This is a genomic window from Streptomyces fagopyri, assembly GCF_009498275.1.
In the GTDB taxonomy this organism is placed as follows: domain Bacteria; phylum Actinomycetota; class Actinomycetes; order Streptomycetales; family Streptomycetaceae; genus Streptomyces; species Streptomyces fagopyri.
This window is the reverse complement of the sequence record NZ_CP045643.1, coordinates 1,290,797-1,305,835: the sequence shown is the minus strand read 5'-3', so window position 1 is coordinate 1,305,835 and position 15,039 is coordinate 1,290,797. Positions and strand designations below refer to the sequence as shown.

General features: G+C 72.2%; 13 protein-coding genes. 3 read left to right on the top strand and 10 right to left on the bottom strand.

Annotation, left to right across the window (positions count from 1 at the left end; genetic code table 11):
- Nucleotides 1-237: 237 nt before the first annotated feature.
- Nucleotides 238-2,214: a hypothetical protein gene (locus GFH48_RS05545; RefSeq protein ID WP_228120374.1), complete on the bottom strand. Its 1,977-nt coding sequence runs from the start codon at nt 2,212-2,214 to the stop codon at nt 238-240.
- Nucleotides 2,215-2,678: 464 nt separating this feature from the next.
- Nucleotides 2,679-3,653, bottom strand: coding sequence for a DUF5937 family protein (locus tag GFH48_RS05540; RefSeq protein ID WP_153287181.1), 975 nt, complete (start codon nt 3,651-3,653; stop codon nt 2,679-2,681).
- A gap of 82 nt (nt 3,654-3,735) precedes the next feature.
- Here GFH48_RS05540 and GFH48_RS05535 point away from each other — a divergent pair, with 82 nt between their 5' ends.
- On the top strand, nt 3,736-4,980 hold the full coding sequence (locus GFH48_RS05535; protein ID WP_153287180.1) for an MFS transporter: 1,245 nt from the start codon (nt 3,736-3,738) through the stop codon (nt 4,978-4,980).
- 10 nt (nt 4,981-4,990) lie between these two features.
- Here the strand turns inward: GFH48_RS05535 and GFH48_RS05530 are convergent, their stop codons facing one another.
- From GFH48_RS05530 to GFH48_RS05520, 3 genes are read right to left on the bottom strand one after another with little or no spacing between them, the layout of a single operon-like run.
- Entirely contained in the window at nt 4,991-5,578 is a 588-nt protein-coding gene (locus tag GFH48_RS05530) for a GerMN domain-containing protein (RefSeq protein ID WP_153287179.1), read from the bottom strand.
- On the bottom strand, nt 5,575-7,227 hold the full coding sequence (locus tag GFH48_RS05525) for a sensor histidine kinase (RefSeq protein ID WP_153287178.1): 1,653 nt from the start codon (nt 7,225-7,227) through the stop codon (nt 5,575-5,577). Before GFH48_RS05525 ends, GFH48_RS05530 begins: the two co-directional genes overlap by 4 nt.
- Nucleotides 7,224-7,913 (bottom strand): response regulator transcription factor, encoded by a 690-nt coding sequence (locus GFH48_RS05520; RefSeq protein ID WP_153287177.1) that lies wholly within the window; start codon nt 7,911-7,913, stop codon nt 7,224-7,226. Before GFH48_RS05520 ends, GFH48_RS05525 begins: the two co-directional genes overlap by 4 nt.
- A gap of 279 nt (nt 7,914-8,192) precedes the next feature.
- On the opposite strand from GFH48_RS05520, the gene GFH48_RS05515 reads away from it, so the two are divergent.
- Complete coding sequence (locus GFH48_RS05515) at nt 8,193-9,113, top strand: DUF3152 domain-containing protein (protein ID WP_153287176.1); 921 nt, start codon at nt 8,193-8,195, stop codon at nt 9,111-9,113.
- Nucleotides 9,114-9,116: 3 nt separating this feature from the next.
- Here the strand turns inward: GFH48_RS05515 and GFH48_RS05510 are convergent, their stop codons facing one another.
- Nucleotides 9,117-10,022, bottom strand: coding sequence for a helix-turn-helix transcriptional regulator (locus GFH48_RS05510; RefSeq protein WP_153287175.1), 906 nt, complete (start codon nt 10,020-10,022; stop codon nt 9,117-9,119).
- A gap of 154 nt (nt 10,023-10,176) precedes the next feature.
- Between GFH48_RS05510 and GFH48_RS05505 the strand changes: the two genes are divergently transcribed.
- Nucleotides 10,177-10,611, top strand: a complete 435-nt coding sequence (locus GFH48_RS05505) for a nuclear transport factor 2 family protein (protein WP_153287174.1) — start codon at nt 10,177-10,179, stop codon at nt 10,609-10,611.
- A 403-nt stretch (nt 10,612-11,014) separates the two neighbouring features.
- Here GFH48_RS05505 and GFH48_RS05500 read toward each other — a convergent pair whose 3' ends face one another.
- The 4 genes from GFH48_RS05500 to GFH48_RS05485 all read right to left on the bottom strand — a co-directional run bounded on the left by GFH48_RS05500 (nt 11,015) and on the right by GFH48_RS05485 (nt 15,036).
- Nucleotides 11,015-11,485 (bottom strand): MSMEG_6728 family protein, encoded by a 471-nt coding sequence (locus tag GFH48_RS05500; protein ID WP_153287173.1) that lies wholly within the window; start codon nt 11,483-11,485, stop codon nt 11,015-11,017.
- Nucleotides 11,486-11,781: 296 nt separating this feature from the next.
- Entirely contained in the window at nt 11,782-13,140 is a 1,359-nt protein-coding gene (locus GFH48_RS05495; RefSeq protein ID WP_153287172.1) for a GH1 family beta-glucosidase, read from the bottom strand.
- Between the two features lie 29 nt (nt 13,141-13,169).
- Nucleotides 13,170-14,009, bottom strand: a complete 840-nt coding sequence (locus tag GFH48_RS05490; RefSeq protein ID WP_153292733.1) for a carbohydrate ABC transporter permease — start codon at nt 14,007-14,009, stop codon at nt 13,170-13,172.
- Between the two features lie 25 nt (nt 14,010-14,034).
- On the bottom strand, nt 14,035-15,036 hold the full coding sequence (locus GFH48_RS05485; RefSeq protein ID WP_153287171.1) for a carbohydrate ABC transporter permease: 1,002 nt from the start codon (nt 15,034-15,036) through the stop codon (nt 14,035-14,037).
- Nucleotides 15,037-15,039: the final 3 nt, after the last annotated feature.

Below are 15,039 nucleotides of genomic sequence, written 5' to 3'. Positions count from 1 at the left end.
CCCGCGCAGGCGGCACCACGCGGGTGGTCGACGGGAGTGATGCGGTACCACCGGCGGCGCCCACGGGTTCTTCACCCGTGACCGGGCCGCCGCCCCTCCCGTTGCACGGGTCGACGTTCCCTACGACGGGCGGGCCGGCGCTCCGTTCAACGGGAGGGGCGGCGGCCCGTACGGCGGTTCCGGCCGCCCCATCGACCCGGGGCGCGCGGTCGGTCGGACGGCAGCCGGGAGCACACGTCAGGCGGGCCAGTACGAGCACCGCACCCCGGTGTGCACGGTGTGCCGCAGGTGTTCACCGATCACCGGATCGGCCACCGTGATCCGGTCCAGCGCGCGGCGGACGGCCTTGCTCACCGCGACCCGCGAGCGTTCCTCGCCCTCGGGGAACCGCCGGGCGCGTCCGCCCAATCCCGTGGCGCCCGCCAACTGCCCCACCAGCCAGTCGTGTTCGGCCTGAGCCGCGGCGGCGCGCTCGGGGTCGTCGGCCGCCTTGGACTCGTCCAGTTCGAGGCGCAGCCGGACCAGACGACCGCGGTACTCCCGCGTCGCCACCCGGTCCAGTGTCCGCTGCCCGGACAGGGCCGTGTCCTTGACGGCCCCGTCGAGCGCGGTCAGCCCCGCCACGAGGTCGACGGCCCGGATCTCCTGCCGCGGGTTGGCGATCAGGACCACCAGATGGAACATCCCCACGCTGTGGTCCACCAGGACACTGCGCCCGCCGACCCCGATCCGCCACTTCCGGCCCAGCCGGGTGCAGAACGCGGCGGCCTGCCCCTGGCCGCCCTCGCCCCGCTCGTCCGCGCCGCCGGGTGCTGCGGTCCTCGGTGGCGGCGCGGCGGCCCCCTGGGCGGCCACGGCCATCTCCTGCCGGACGGCGTCGGCCTCGTCCGGCCGGCCCGCCCGGACGAGGGCGACGGCGAGCCGTTCCCAGGAGGCCGTGGCCGCGGGCCAGTGCGCGAGGGCGAGATTCTGCCGTACCGCGTCCCGCAGATGGGTCACGGCCCGGTCGACGTCGCCCATGGTCAGCGCGGCGACCCCCAGCGCGTGATGGGCCGAGCCGAAACAGGCGACGGCGAGGCTGCCCACGATCGGCAGATGACCGTACGGACCCAGCAGTTCGTAGACGCGCGCCGCCGTGGCGGCGTCGTCGAGGAGATACGCGGCCTCCGCGACACCGTGCATCGTCACCATCCAGCTGCTCGACCGGGGCAGGTCGCCGAGGTCGTGGCCGCACAGCGTCGCCAGCGCGCTGACGGCCTTCCGCCGGTCCCCGGCCGTCACCGCGGCCACCGCCAGCGCGGCCAGGGCGTGATCGTCCACGGCGCTCAGGGTGGGGGAGTTGACCACTTCGCTGAGCAGTGGCACGAGTTCGAGGACCCGGCCCTGGTACCAGCGGATGGTCACCAGCTGTGCGGCCTGCCAGACCGTCGCGTTGACGTCACCCGCGGCGATCCCGCGCTCGGTACAGGCCCTGGCCAGGGCCTCGGCTTCGTCGAGGCGGCCCGCGCGGACGGCCAGCATGACCTCCATCGCGCTCACGACGAAGCCCACCGCGAGATGGTCCCGCTCGGCCAGCAGGCCGCGCAGCTCCGACAGACAGCGTTCCGCGTGGGGGTCGCCGTCCAGGAACATGTCGACCGTCTGCCACAGCAGGCCCATCAGCAGATCGCTGCGACGGGAGGTACGGAAGCTCTCCGCGACCAGTTCGGCGGCCAGTTCGCGGCGCAGCGCGCCGTGCTCCGGGCCGATCAGGCAGTGATGCGCCAGGCTCAGGGCCTCGGCACGCGCCATCGGGTTCTGCCGGTCCCTCGCCTGGTCGAGCAGCGCCAGTACCGCCGTGGTGTCGCCGGCGCGGTAGCCGCCCTCACCGGCGAGCCGGATCCGCAGCCGCAGCGCCAGCGAGGACTGGGGGTCCAGCAGCCCCAGGGCCCGGCGTATCCGCGACTCCAGGAGCACCGAGCCGGCGACCGTACGGTGCTCGTGCACCCACAGACCGCCGAAGCCGAGGGCGGCCACCGCCATCGCCCGTTCCTCGCCCGCCGACTCGGCGAGCCGGAAGGCACGTTCGAAGCGGTCCCGGCCGGTGCGCAGATCGCCGTCGTCGACGACGGCACGAGTGCCCTCGTCGAGCAGTGTCTGAAGGTCACCGGACCGGCGGGCGTCCGGCCCGGTCGGACCGGGCGCGTCCCGAACGGGCGCATCCACATCGTTCACGGCTGTCTTTCTCTCCTGGGTGCGCTCGACAACGCCAGGTGAAGCCGGCCGGACCGCCGCATCGGTGGTGATCGATGGCCTTGCCACAGGCGGGGGACGGCCAGTGAGCCTATCGCAGAGGCCGCGGCGGGGGAACAGCCGCAAGCCGCACGGCAGATGGACACCGTATGAGGTGCGGGGCGGCCGGAACCCGCGCCGGACGGCGGGGGAACACGGAGGTGCGGGGCACCCGGAACCCGTGCCGGACGGCGGGGGAACACGGAGGTACCGGGCGGCCGGGACGGCCCCGGAGTTCGCGGAGCCACGGAGCGCCGGCCGGGCGGCCGGAGCGTCGGCCGGGCCGTCGTCGACCCGAGGACGAGGCCGGTCCCGGCGTACGCCTTCACGCGCGCACGGCGGGACCCGGCGAGGACGGGGTCACCCGCCGGACGTACCTCCCGGCGGGTTCCACGGACAGGACCGGGTCAGGCGTCCGCGAGGGCGGTTCCCAGCGGCGTGCGCTCGTAGAGCACCTGGTGACCGTAGCGGCGTGAGGTGAGCAGACCCGCGTCACGGAGCACCGACAGATGGGACGAGACGGACGACAGGGCGAGCCCGTGCCGGTGGGCGAGGGCGCTGGTCGTCGCCGGTTCGCCGAGAGCGCCGAGGATGGCGGCCCGGTTGGCGCCCAGCAGCCGCACGAGGGCGTCGGAACCGGACCGCGGGGCCAGCCACAGGCCGCCGATGCCGCGTGCCGGATAGACGACGGTGCCCTGCCAGGGCGGGTCGAAGCCCGCCGCCACGTCCGGCCACACGAAGACACTGGGCGCGAGGACCAGGCCGTCGCCGCCGAGGTCCCGGTCGTGCTCCGTCCGCCTGTGCAGCGTCAGGGTGCCGTTCGCCCAGCTCAGCGAGGGATGGAGGTCGGCGAAGAGCCCGGTCAGCCCGCCGTCCGCGAGCCGGCGCGCCCGGAAGGCGATGTCGGCCTCCAGCACGGCACGCAGCCGGGGCCAGTACGGGGCGACCAGAGTGTGCCAGACCCGCTCGCAGAGATCCGCCAACTCCCGCACGGCGCGAGCCGGATCGGCGAGCATGGCGCGTCCCCGCGAGCTGTCCGCCGCGCCCGGGGTGTCGGCGAGGGAGCGAGCCAGGTCGTCACGTGCGGGGCCGACGTCGGTGGCACGCAGGCGGGCCAGGTCCTGCTCGATGGAGGTCAGCGGGCCGTCCGGTGGTGGGCAGAGGAAGTCCGGGGTGTGACCGGCGTGCGGCATCAGCAGCCACAGCGGCGTGAGGTCGAGTTCACGCGCCGCCGCCTCCGTCTGCCGCAGCCAAGGCAGGTGATAGCCCTGCAGCCGTGCCAGCTTGAGGGTGCGGACCGCGCCCTGGGTCTCCCACAGCGGTGATATCCCGAACCGGCAGCGCAGCAGGTCGTCCGGCCCGAAGCGCATGTGGACAGGCACCGGCGCACCTCCTCTCGCAAGGGACTTTCGGTCAGAGCCGAAACACTACGGGCGGCGGCCCCGGGTCGCCAGGCTGCGGTCCATGACGATCGAAGCCGACACCGGCGCTGCCCCCGGCGCCGACCCCGCCCCTGTTGCCGCATCCCCGTCCGGGGGCTACCGGTCCGTCTTCGCCGTACGGGAGTTCCGGGCCGTCTTCGCGGCGCACGTCCTGTCGCTGCAGGGCACGGTCGTGGCCCAGATCGCGCTGGCGGTGCTGGTGTTCCGGCTCACCTCCTCGCCGCTGCTGTCGGCACTCACCTTCGCGCTCGGCTTCGTGCCGTACGCCCTCAGCGGGACACTGCTGGCCGGGATCGCGGACCGATTCCCGCCCCGCCGGGTGCTGGTGGTCTGTGACCTGCTGTGCGCGGCGTGCGCCGCCGGGATGGTGCTGCCCGGGACACCGATCGCCGTCCTGCTCGTCCTGCGCGGCCTGATGGCGGCGGTCGGACCGGTCTTCACGGGGACGCGGGCGGCCAGCCTGGCCGACATCCTCCCCGGCGACGCCTTCGTGCTCGGGCGCTCCTTGATCCGCATCGTGGCGCAGGGGGCGCAGGTCGTCGGATTCGGGGTCGGCGGGCTGCTGCTGATCGTCGTGCCGCCGCGCGGCGCGCTGCTGCTCACCGCGGCCGCCTTCCTCGGTTCCGCGCTGCTGCTGCGCCTGGGCACCCGGCGGCGCCCCGCACGCGGTGCCCGGGACCGTGCGAGCGGTGGTGGCACGGGCCGGCTGCTGGCGGACCGCCGGGTGCGCTCGCTCCTGCTGCTCGCGTGGGTGCCGTCGTTCTTCGCCGTCGTCCCCGAGGCGCTGGCGGCGCCGTACGCGGACTCGGCCGGCGCGGGGACGACGGGACTCGGTCTCTTCATGGCGGCGATGCCGGTCGGCATGATCCTCGGGGAGTTCCTGGCGGGCGGGTACCTGAGCCCGGCGGCCCGCGGCCGGATCGCCGTTCCACTGGCGGCCTGCACCCTGCTGCCCTACGCCGTCTTCCTGCTGCGACCCGCGCTGCCCTGGTCCCTCGCCGCGATGTTCGTGGCCGGCCTCACCTGCGCCTACATCCTGGGCGTGGACCAGTGGTTCATCGACGCCGTGCCGGAGGAGATGCGGGGGCGGGCGATGACCGTGCAGTCGGCGGGTCTGATGACGATCCAGGGCGCGGGGATGGTGGCGGCCGGCGCCGCCGCGGAGTTCGTGCCCGTCCATCTGGTGAACGGCTGGTCCTGCGTGATCGGCACCCTGTGCGTCCTCGCGGTGCTGCGGACCGTACGGGGGAAGAGGACGGCCCGGTGAACGATCGGCCTCAGCCGTGAGGGTCGGGACACGCGGCGGCCGACTGCGTCATCGTCCATCCGCCCCCGAGCACCTGGACGCTCCTGTCCTCGACGGAGCGTTGTGCCGTGGGGGGAGGGGCCGAAGGGGTGGCGGCTCCCGTCGCGTCCGTGGCCGGCACGGCACCCGGGAGAGTCACGTGAGCCATCGTGCACGCCAACTGCCGCATGGCGAGGTGGCTGAGGGCAGGGACATCGTCGGGGAGCCGGATGGTGAGCGTCCTGCCCTCGTCGACCGTCACGTCCGGCGCGTCCGTCAGGCGGGGCAGTTTCGTGGCGGCTGTCACGGCCTCGCTGGGCGTCGGTCCGTCGAACAGCAGACGTACGACGGCCCCGAGGTCCCCCGGGTCGTGGACCTCGCGCACATAGGGCGTCGGATCACCGTCGCGCAGGAAATACAGGGGGATCGCGGCCGGCACCGGCGGCGTCGCGTCGGAAGAGGACATGCCGCTCGCCGGTACGCCGGCCTGGATGACGTCGGACGGCGGGACCCCGCACGCCGCCAGCGTGAGCGCGGCCGTGAGCCCGACCAGCAGCGCCGGTACGCGCGAGCCCTTCACCGGGCGTCCCCGGTGGCCTCGTCGGCGGATGCCGAGGAGTCACGGCGCAGGGGCAGTTCGACCGTGAACACCGATCCGCCCTCCGGCCGGTTCGCCGCGCTGACGCGCCCTCCGTGCAGGGACACGTTCTCCGCCGTGATGGCCAGGCCCAGTCCGCTGCTGTCGCTCCGGGTCCGTGCGGTGCTCGCCTTGTAGAAGCGTTCGAAGATGTGCGGCATGGCTTCCTCGGCGATCCCCGGTCCGGCGTCCGTCACCTCGATGACGGCCCACGCCACGTCCGCCCGCTCCTCCCGCACCCCCATGGTCAGCCGTACCGGCGGCGCCCCGTGCCGCAGCGCGTTGCCGACCAGGTTGGCCATCACGACGTCGAGTCGGCGCGGATCCACGCGCGCCCTGAGCACGCCGGGCCGCGGCAGGTGGGTCTCCACCCGCCCCTGCCACCCGCGGGAGGCGAGGGTGCGCCGGACGGACTCGGCCAGGTCGACCTCGTCCAGGTTGAGCCGGACGGCGCCCGCGTCGAAACGGGAGATCTCCATCAGGTCTTCCACCAGCCCGCTGAGCCGACTGGTTCCCTCGCTGACGAGCCGCAGCGCGTCGCCGGTCTCCCGGTCCAGGTGCGGGGCGTTCTCGTCCAGCACGTCGGTGACCGCCGACATCGCCGCCAGCGGGGTCCGCAGTTCGTGGGAGACGTCCGCGGCGAAGCGGCGCGCGCGAGCCTCCAGGCGGCGCAACTCGGCCACCGACCGCTCCAGGGCGGCCGCCGTGTCGTTGAAGGACCGTGAGAGGTCGGCGAGTTCGTCGGAACCGTTGACGGCCAGCCGGATGTCGAGGTGCCCCTCCGCCATCCGGCGCGTCGCCCCGCGCAACGCGCGCACCGGACGCAGTACGCCGCTCGCGGCCAGCAGCGCCAGGACGACGGCGAGGCACAGCGCGACCAGGGTGGCGCGCTCGATGCCGCTGACCATCGCCCGGACGTAGGCCTCTTCGGTGTTCTGCGGCACCACCAGGTACATCGCGAGCCCCGAGAGCCTGTCGTCCGTGCGCTCGCCGGAGTTGTACGTGACCGGCATTCCGACGACGAGATAGGGATGTCCGCCGGCGTTCACCCGCTGGAACACCGCGGCGCGGCGGGTTCCCACGGACCGGCGCAGCTCCGGGCTCAGCCTGTCGGAGATGTCACCGCTGGTGAAGGCGCGCAGACCGCCGTACGTGGCCATGACCTGCCAGCCCTGCGACTGGTTGGCGCGGAGCACCTGCTTCACGGCCCCCTCCAGGTCCGACTGGCCCGGCGGCAGCGGGGTGTAGACGGCCACGGCGTCGACGCTGGTACGGAACTGCCGGATGACGGAGTCCTGGCTCTGCTGCAGCACCCCCGTGCGCGCCTCCCGGAAGGCGAGCGTGCCGGTGCTCAGGGCACTGACCACGGCCACCAGGGCGAAGGCCACCACCAGGCGCGGGCGCAGGCCGCGCAGGGGGAGCGGGGTCTTGGCCAGGGCCGCCCGGAGGAACCGCCCCGGCCCGCGGCCCTCCCCGGCCGCGCCGGCCCCGCGTTCCCGTTCGGCCTCGCGTTCCCCGTCGGTGTTCCGTTCCCGTTCGGCCCCGCGTTCCCGTTCGGTCTTCCGGTCCCACCCGGTTCTCGCGCCGGTCATGAGGCACCGAAGCGGTATCCGAAGCCACGTACGGTCTGGATGTAGCGGGGATCGCCGCCCAGCTCACCGAGCTTGCCGCGCAATCGCTTGACGCAGGCGTCCACCAGCCGTATGTCGCCGTGGTAGCTGTGCTCCCAGACCGCTTCCAGCAACTGCTGGCGGCTGAACACCTGGCCGGGCGAGGCCGACAGGGTCAGCAGCAGCCGGAGCTCGGAGGGGGCGAGCGCGACGCGTTCACCCCGGTGCGACACCAGGAGTCCGGCGCGGTCGATGACCAGCTCGCCGTGCGACTCGGCCCTGGGCCGGACGGCGTCGGAGACCGACGCGTCCTGTCTGCGCAGTACGGCCCGTATCCGGGCGTCGAGCACCCGGGCCCGCACGGGCTTGACCACGTAGTCGTCCGCGCCGGCCTCCAGCCCCACGACCACGTCGATGTCGTCCCCCTTGGCGGTCACCATGATGATCGGCACCTGGTCGCGGTCCCTGATCCGGCGGCACACGTCGAGGCCGGACATGCCGGGCAGCATGAGGTCGAGAACGACGACGTCCGGGTGGAAGGGGCGGAGGTGTTCCAGGCCCTCTTCACCCGTTCCGGCGGCGAAGACGTCATGCCCCTGATGTCGTAGCGCCAGCTGGACGGCCTTACGGACATCTGGGTCGTCTTCGACAAGTAGGACTCGCGGCACTTCGACAGTATGCACGGATCGTGTTCGGTGACTGTTCGAGAGGAGGGCTCTCCCGGGAGCTGTTACAGAAGGGTCACAACGGAACGGGACACGCGGGTGGGCCGGGTCCGCGCGCCGTCGGGCGGGCGCCCGTGGAATCCGGCGGCCGAGGGGGCCTGCCTCCGGCGGTCCGGTTCCGAGGGGGTCGGAGTCCCCCCAGGGTGGCGGCAAACGCCTCGTTATTCTTTCGTTATTGTCCGAACCAATGGCGATCATCTGGGATGACCAGTCTCGGCTGCCATGCACTCGGCACCAGAGCGGGAATCCGCACCACCCACCGCCGCCGACGCCGTTGTCCCCCATCCAAGCGGCGGCGGCCGTCGACACGGTTCCTCCCACCACCGGGGCCGTCCGCGCCGCCGGGGCCGGCGCTGTCTGGTCGGCGCGCTGGTGGCCGCCGGCCTGCTCGGCTCCGCGACGTTCCTCCTGGACGGCGGACGGAGCGACGCGTCGGACGACGCGTCGAGCGGCGGACCGCGGCCACGGAACACGGCGGGCGTCACGCCCACCCCGACGTCGCCTCCGAGTCCGCCTCCGAGTCCGTCTCCGAGCCCGACACCGAGTCCGACCCCGACGAAGATCGAGGTCCCCTCGACGGGCACCGGCACGTTCGTCGCCGCGCACGCCACCGGCGCGAAGGTCGGCCATGGTCAGCGTCTGCTCCGCTATGTGGTGGAGGTCGAGGGCGGCATCGACCTCTCGCCGGCCCGGGCGGCGAACGAGATCGCCGGCATCCTCGCCGCGCCCCGGGGCTGGACCCACGACGAAGCCCACGCGTTTCAGCTGGTGAGCGCGGCGCAACCGCACGACCTCACGGTGAGGATCGCGACGCCGGGGACGGCGGACGCCCTCTGCTGGGCGGGCATCCACCAGGACACCGGCGGCGAGTACAACTGCGAGACCCCCGGCGGGGTGGTGGTGAACCTCAAGCGCTGGGTCAGGGGGTCGCCCACGTTCGACGGTCCGATCCACGACTACCGGGCGCTGATCGTCAACCACGAGATGGGCCACTTCCTGGGCTACACGCACATGACCTGCGCGGGCCCCGGGCGGCCGGCCCCCGTCATGATGCAACAGATCAAGGGCCTGCACGGATGTGTCGCCAACGCCTGGCCGTACGACGGGAACGGTCACTTCGTCTCCGGGCCGCACGTGCCGTGAACGTCACCCCCGGTCCTCCCCACCCGACCTGGAGATCGTGGACGGTGCGTCCTGCTCGCGTCCGGTCGTGGCGGACCAGCTGGCGAGCAGCCTCAGGGCGTCCTCGGCGGCGCTCCCGGGCGCCGGGCTGTAGACGACCACGCTCAGGCCACTCTCGTCCGGCAGGCTCATGGTCTCCTGATCCAACTCCAGGTCACCGACGAGCGGATGGCTGAGGCGTTTGGTGCTGTCGCGGAAGACATGCACGTCGTGGGATCCCCACAGCACCCGGAACGTGTCGCTGCGGGTGGACAGTTCACCGATCAGGTGGGTCAGCTCACGGTCGTGGGGTTTCCTCCCCGCCTCGACACGCAGCGCGCCCACGGCGAAGCGGGCCATGCGCTCCCAGTCGGTGTAGAACCGCCTGGCCGCGGGGTTGAGGAACGCGAACCGGGCGACGTTGCCTCCGCAGGACCGGTCGGCGTACATCTCCGAATACAGGGCCCTGCCGAGCGAGTTGGCGGTCAGCGTGTCGAGGCGGTTGTTCATCACGTACGCCGGCAGGTCCGGCATGCCCTCGACGATCCGCGCCACGGCCGGCCGCACCGTCGGCCGGACCGCCCGCTGCCGCGTCCGGGCCCCGGGCGCCGGTGCGGCGGCGCGGGCGAGGTCGTACAGGTACATGCGCTCGGTGTCGTCGAGCCGCAGGGCGTGGGCGAGGGCGTCCAGCACGCCGTCGGAGACACCGCGGAGGTTGCCGCGCTCCAGACGCGTGTAGTACTCGACGCTCACCCCGGCGAGCGTGGCGATCTCGCCCCGGCGCAGTCCGGGCACCCGCCGCTGACCGTACGTCGGCAGACCCGCCTGCTCGGGGGTGATCCTGTCGCGTCGGGAGCGGAGGAATGCGCTGACTGCGTCCCGGTTGTCCATGAGGACAGGGTAGGCAGGCCGCGCGCCCGATGGGGGTCCCTGCCGGTACCCCTCACAGCGAGGACTCCCACGGCGCGGCCGTCTCCCGTTGCATGGTGCCTGCCCCGATCGGCTCGGGGTTCGAGCACCTGGACAAGACCGAGGAGAACACGAGATGAGCACCCAGAACGAGACGGTCCCGGAAAGCCGCGCGGACGTCGTGCGAGGCCTGTACGACGCGCTGGGCAAGGGCGACATACCGGGTGTCCTGGCCAGGCTCGCCCCCGAGGTGATCGTCGACGAGCCGGACCGGCTCCCCTACGGCGGCGTGCACCGGGGCCGGGAGGTGTTCGTGCGGTCGGTCCTGGGCGCGATGACGGGGTACGCCGACGTGGCCATCACCGCCGCCGAGGTCTTCGAGGGCCCGACCGGCGTCGTCGGAACCCTGACCGGACGGCTCACGGCCCACACCACCGGTGAGGAGTTCCCGCTGACCATGGTCGAGATCCACCAGGTCGAGGAGGGCCAGGTGCGCAGGATCGACGTCTACACCAAGAACCCGGACGAACTCGCCGCGTTCTACGCACGCGCAGAGGCGGGCACCCGCTGACGCCGGCACGGCTGCGAACCGGCCGAGAGATCTCCCGGAGTGTCCGGCCGAGTCGCCTCTCGGAATGTGCGGCCGACGGGTCTCACGGAGAGTGCGGCCGAGGGGTCTCACGGAGAGTCGGTCGAGGAGCCTCACGGCAGCACGAGCGACTCGGCCCCGACCTGGCCGTCGTCCCGACGGCCAGGTCCGCTCACCGGGGCCCCTCGACCACCCGACGATCGACGCGCTGCTCGCGAGCCTCGACCGTGCCGACGCCGACGCCGACGCCGACGACTCGGTTGTTCTCCGCCGCGCGGGCCGAGCAGACCGGTGTCGTCAACGCCGTCGTCCCGGCCGATGAACTCCTCGCCACGGCGCGGGACTCGGCTCGATCGTCCGCACCGGTGACGCCCCCCCCACGTCCCTACGGAGCGACCCGGTCGGACGTCGGCCAGACGTAGGGCAGGTCGTCGGGAACATCAGGGAAGAACGGGGTGTAGATCTCCGGCGCCTTGCGCACCAGCGCCGACCGGTGGCTGCGGTGAAAGGCGGGGTCTCCCAGCCAGGGTGGCAGCTCGCCGTCCTCGGCCAGCCGCTCCTGCGCACGTACGGGGGCGCCGGGACGGTACCGGCCGAAATCTCCCGCGAGCTTGGCGGCACAGGTGTCGGCGCGCCCTTCCGTCACCCAGACGGCGCACACGTCCAGGCCGTACCGGACCAGAGCCTCCTCGTAGCCGATCCACATGCGTACCGCGGGATGGTGCCGCCATCCGTAGCCCGGGACGGTCAGACCGCGCAGCACCTGGAGGGCCTCGACCCGCTGCTTGCCGAGTCGTGCCTGGTCCAGGACCTCGGCGGATCGCGTGAAGTCGGCGTACGGGAGGAAGGTCTGCACACAAAATGCCTACCGCGGCCCGTCCGTCCTCAGACCACCGTTCGGGTGCGACCGCTCGCGATGCCGGGCACCGGGGTGAGGGAGCGGGCCGGGCGGGCACCGCCGCACATCACGCATCGCACCCGGTCCCACCCGTCCGGCGCGGGGCCGGACGGGTGAGGACGGGGGTGAGAACCGGGGTGGGGGACCCTCGCGACAGATCCCCAGGAGGCCGTCGCCGGGTGCCCGCCGGGTGAGGGCGACCGTGTCCGGCGGCCGGAGGGGGCGGCGCCCCCTCGTGGGCCGCCGGCGCCCTGCTACGCCGCGTCGCGCCCCCGTTCGCGGTACTGGCGGATGATGTCCGCGTACCGGTGCCCGCTGCCCTTCACGGTGCGCTTCTGCGTCTTGTAGTCGACGTGCACCAGTCCGAAGCGCTTGTCGTAGCCGTAGGCCCACTCGAAGTTGTCGAGGAGGGACCAGGCGAAGTAGCCCGCGAGGGGCACGCCCTTGGCGGCCGCGGACGCGCAGGCGGCTAGGTGGCGCTCCAGGTAGTCCGTGCGCTCCGGGTCGTCGATCGTCCCGTCGGGGCGGACGACGTCGGGGTAGGCGGAACCGTTCTCCGTGACGTACAGCTTGCGGGCGCCGTAGTCGTCCGTCAGACGGTGCAGGAGGCGCTCGATCCCCGCGGCCTCGACCTCCCAGTCCATGGCGGTACGGGGTACTCCTGGACGGCGCAGCGCGCGGACGTGGGGGATCGGTCCGGTGGGGTCGTCGGTGACGCTGGAGGGGAAGTAGTAGTTGAGGCCCAGCCAGTCCAGCGGTTCGGCCATCGTCTCCAGGTCGCCGGGCTGTTCGGGGAGTTCGACTCCGTACAACTCGCGCATGTCCGCGGGGAAGCCGCGGCCGTGCACCGGGTCGAGCCACCAGCGGTTGGTGTGCCCGTCGAGGCGGTGGGCCGCCGCCACGTCCTCGGGGCGGTCGCTGGCGGCTTCCACGCTGGCGAGGTTGTTCACGATGCCGACCTGGGCGTCCGGGACCGCCGCGCGGATCGCCTGGGTGGCCAGGCCGTGCCCGAGCAGGAGGTGGTACGACGCGGGGACCGCGGCCGCGATGTCCGCCAGACCGGGGGCCATCCGCCCTTCCAGGTGACCGATCCAGGCCGAGCACAGCGGCTCGTTGAGGGTGGTCCAGTGCTTGACGCGGTCACCGAGGCGCTCCGCGACGACCGCCGCGTACGAGGCGAAGTGCAGGGCCGTCTCACGGGCCGGCCAGCCGCCACGGTCCTGGAGCACCTGGGGGAGGTCCCAGTGGTAGAGGGTGACCGACGGGGTGATGCCGGCCTCCAGCAGGCCGTCGATCAGGGAGTCGTAGAAGTCGAGGCCCTTCGTGTTGACCGGGCCGTCACCGCCCGGTACGACACGCGGCCAGGCGACGGACAACCGGTAGGCGTTGGTGCCGAGTCGGCGCATCAGCGCGATGTCCTCGCGCCAGCGGTGGTAGTGGTCGCAGGCGAGGTCCCCGTCGTCGCCGTTGTCGATCTTGCCGGGGGTGTGCGAGAAGGTGTCCCAGATGGAGGGGGAGCGGCCGTCCTCGGTGACGGCGCCCTCGATCTGGTAGGCCGACGTGGCCGTGCCCCACAGGAAGCCCTCGGGAAGTGCGGCAAGGTCGATGGTCACGGAAGTCCCTTCAGGGGTGGTGGAGTTGATCACTTGACGGCTCCGGCCGTCAGCCCGGCGACGAGGTAGCGCTGGAGCAGCAGGAACCCGGCGACCACCGGGACGCTGACCACGAGCGACGCGGCCATGATCTGGTTCCAGTACACGTTGTTGAGCGTGGAGTAGCCCTGGAGCCCGACGGCGAGTGTGCGCGTGGTGTCGTTGGTCATCACCGACGCGAACAGCACCTCGCCCCAGGCGGTCATGAAGGCGTAGACGGCGACCGCGACGATGCCGGGGATCGCGGCCGGCACGACGACCCGGAACAGCGCGCCCAGCGGGCCGCAGCCGTCCACCAGCGCGGCCTCGTCGAGGTCGCGCGGCACCGAGTCGAAGTACCCGATCAGCATCCAGATCGAGAACGGCAGCGAGAAGGTGAGGTAGGTCAGGATCAGCCCCCCGCGGGAGCCGAACAGGGCGATACCCGTCGCGTTGCCGATGTTGACGTAGATGAGGAACAGCGGGAGCAGGAAGAGGATGCCGGGGAACATCTGCGTGGACAGCACGGTGACCGTGAAGGTCCGCTTGCCCCGGAACTCGTAACGGCTGACGGCGTACGCCGCGAAGACCGCGATCACCACCGAACAGACCGTCGCCGCCCCGGCCACGATCAGCGAGTTGACGAAGTACCGCGCCAGCGGGACCGTCGACCAGATGTCGATGTACGGGCGGATGGTCAGACCGCTCGGCACCCAGCGGAACTTGCCCGAGACGTCCGCGAGCGGCTTCAGGGAGCTGGAGACCATCACGTAGACCGGCACCAGGACGAAGCCGGTGAGCAGCGTCAGGAAGATCCGCCTGGACCAGAGGAAGGAGTTCGGCGGAGCCATCGGCGAGCGGTGTGCCTGCGAGGTGCTAGACATCGGCGGTCTTCCTTCCCCGGGAGGTCAGCAGCAGGTAGGCGCCCGTGACCACGAGCAGGAAGAGCAGCAGCAGGACCGACATGGCGGACCCGGTGCCGAAGTTCCAGGTGACGAAGGACGCCTGGTAGATGTGGACCGAGATGAGGTCCGCGGCCTCCGGGGCGGTCCGGCCGAACAGGACGAACGGTGTGTTGAAGTCGTTGAACGTCCATAGGAACAGCACCAGGATCAGGACCTGGTTGACCGGCCGCAGCGACGGCAGGGTGATGCGGCGCAGCTGCTGCCACAGGCCCGCGCCGTCGAGGGCGGCCGCCTCGTACAGCTCGCCGGGGATGTTCTGCAGGCCCGCCATGATGATCAGGAAGGCGAACGGCCAGCCCTTCCACACGGAGACGACGAGCAGCGCGTAGAAGCTGTTGTCGCCGATGAGCCAGAAGGACGGCTTGTCGGTGAGGTGAAGCTGGTCGTGCAGCACGTGGTTCACCAGGCCGTTGTCGTGCTGGAACATGAACACCCAGGTGATGACCGCCGCGTACACCGGAAGGGCGTACGGGACGAGGAACAGCGCGCGCAGCAGGCCGCGCCCGCGGAAGGTGTCCTGCATGTAGATCGCGGCCGCGGTGCCGATCAGCCAGCACAGGCCGACCGAGAGCAGGGTGAAGCCGACCGTGACCAGGAACGAGTGGAGCAGCGCCTTGCCCACGGGCGCGCTGAAGTCCACCGAGACCTTGTAGTTGTCGAAGCCGGACCAGGGCGCGGTGCCCCAGTCGCGGATGTAGAACTGGGTGAGCTCCTTGAAGCTCATCACGATGCCGATCACCATCGGCACCAGGTGGACCAGGAGTTCGAGGAGCAGGGCGGGCAGAAGCAGCAGGTACGGCAGTCCGATGCGGCGGATCCGCCCGGTGCGGCGCGGGCCGCGCGCCGCACCGGGGGAGTCCTTGCGCACCGTCCGCTCGCCGGAGTCGGCGGAGGCGGCGGTCGTGGTGGTCATGGA

Coding starts and splice junctions, on each gene's coding strand:
- GFH48_RS05535 (WP_153287180.1), top strand. CDS start 3,736: ATGACGATCGAAGCCGACACCGGCGCTGCCCCCGGCGCCGACCCCGCC.
- GFH48_RS05525 (WP_153287178.1), bottom strand. CDS start 7,227: ATGACCGGCGCGAGAACCGGGTGGGACCGGAAGACCGAACGGGAACGC.
- GFH48_RS05515 (WP_153287176.1), top strand. CDS start 8,193: ATGCACTCGGCACCAGAGCGGGAATCCGCACCACCCACCGCCGCCGAC.
- GFH48_RS05510 (WP_153287175.1), bottom strand. CDS start 10,022: ATGGACAACCGGGACGCAGTCAGCGCATTCCTCCGCTCCCGACGCGAC.
- GFH48_RS05505 (WP_153287174.1), top strand. CDS start 10,177: ATGAGCACCCAGAACGAGACGGTCCCGGAAAGCCGCGCGGACGTCGTG.
- GFH48_RS05490 (WP_153292733.1), bottom strand. CDS start 14,009: ATGGCTCCGCCGAACTCCTTCCTCTGGTCCAGGCGGATCTTCCTGACG.
- GFH48_RS05485 (WP_153287171.1), bottom strand. CDS start 15,036: ATGACCACCACGACCGCCGCCTCCGCCGACTCCGGCGAGCGGACGGTG.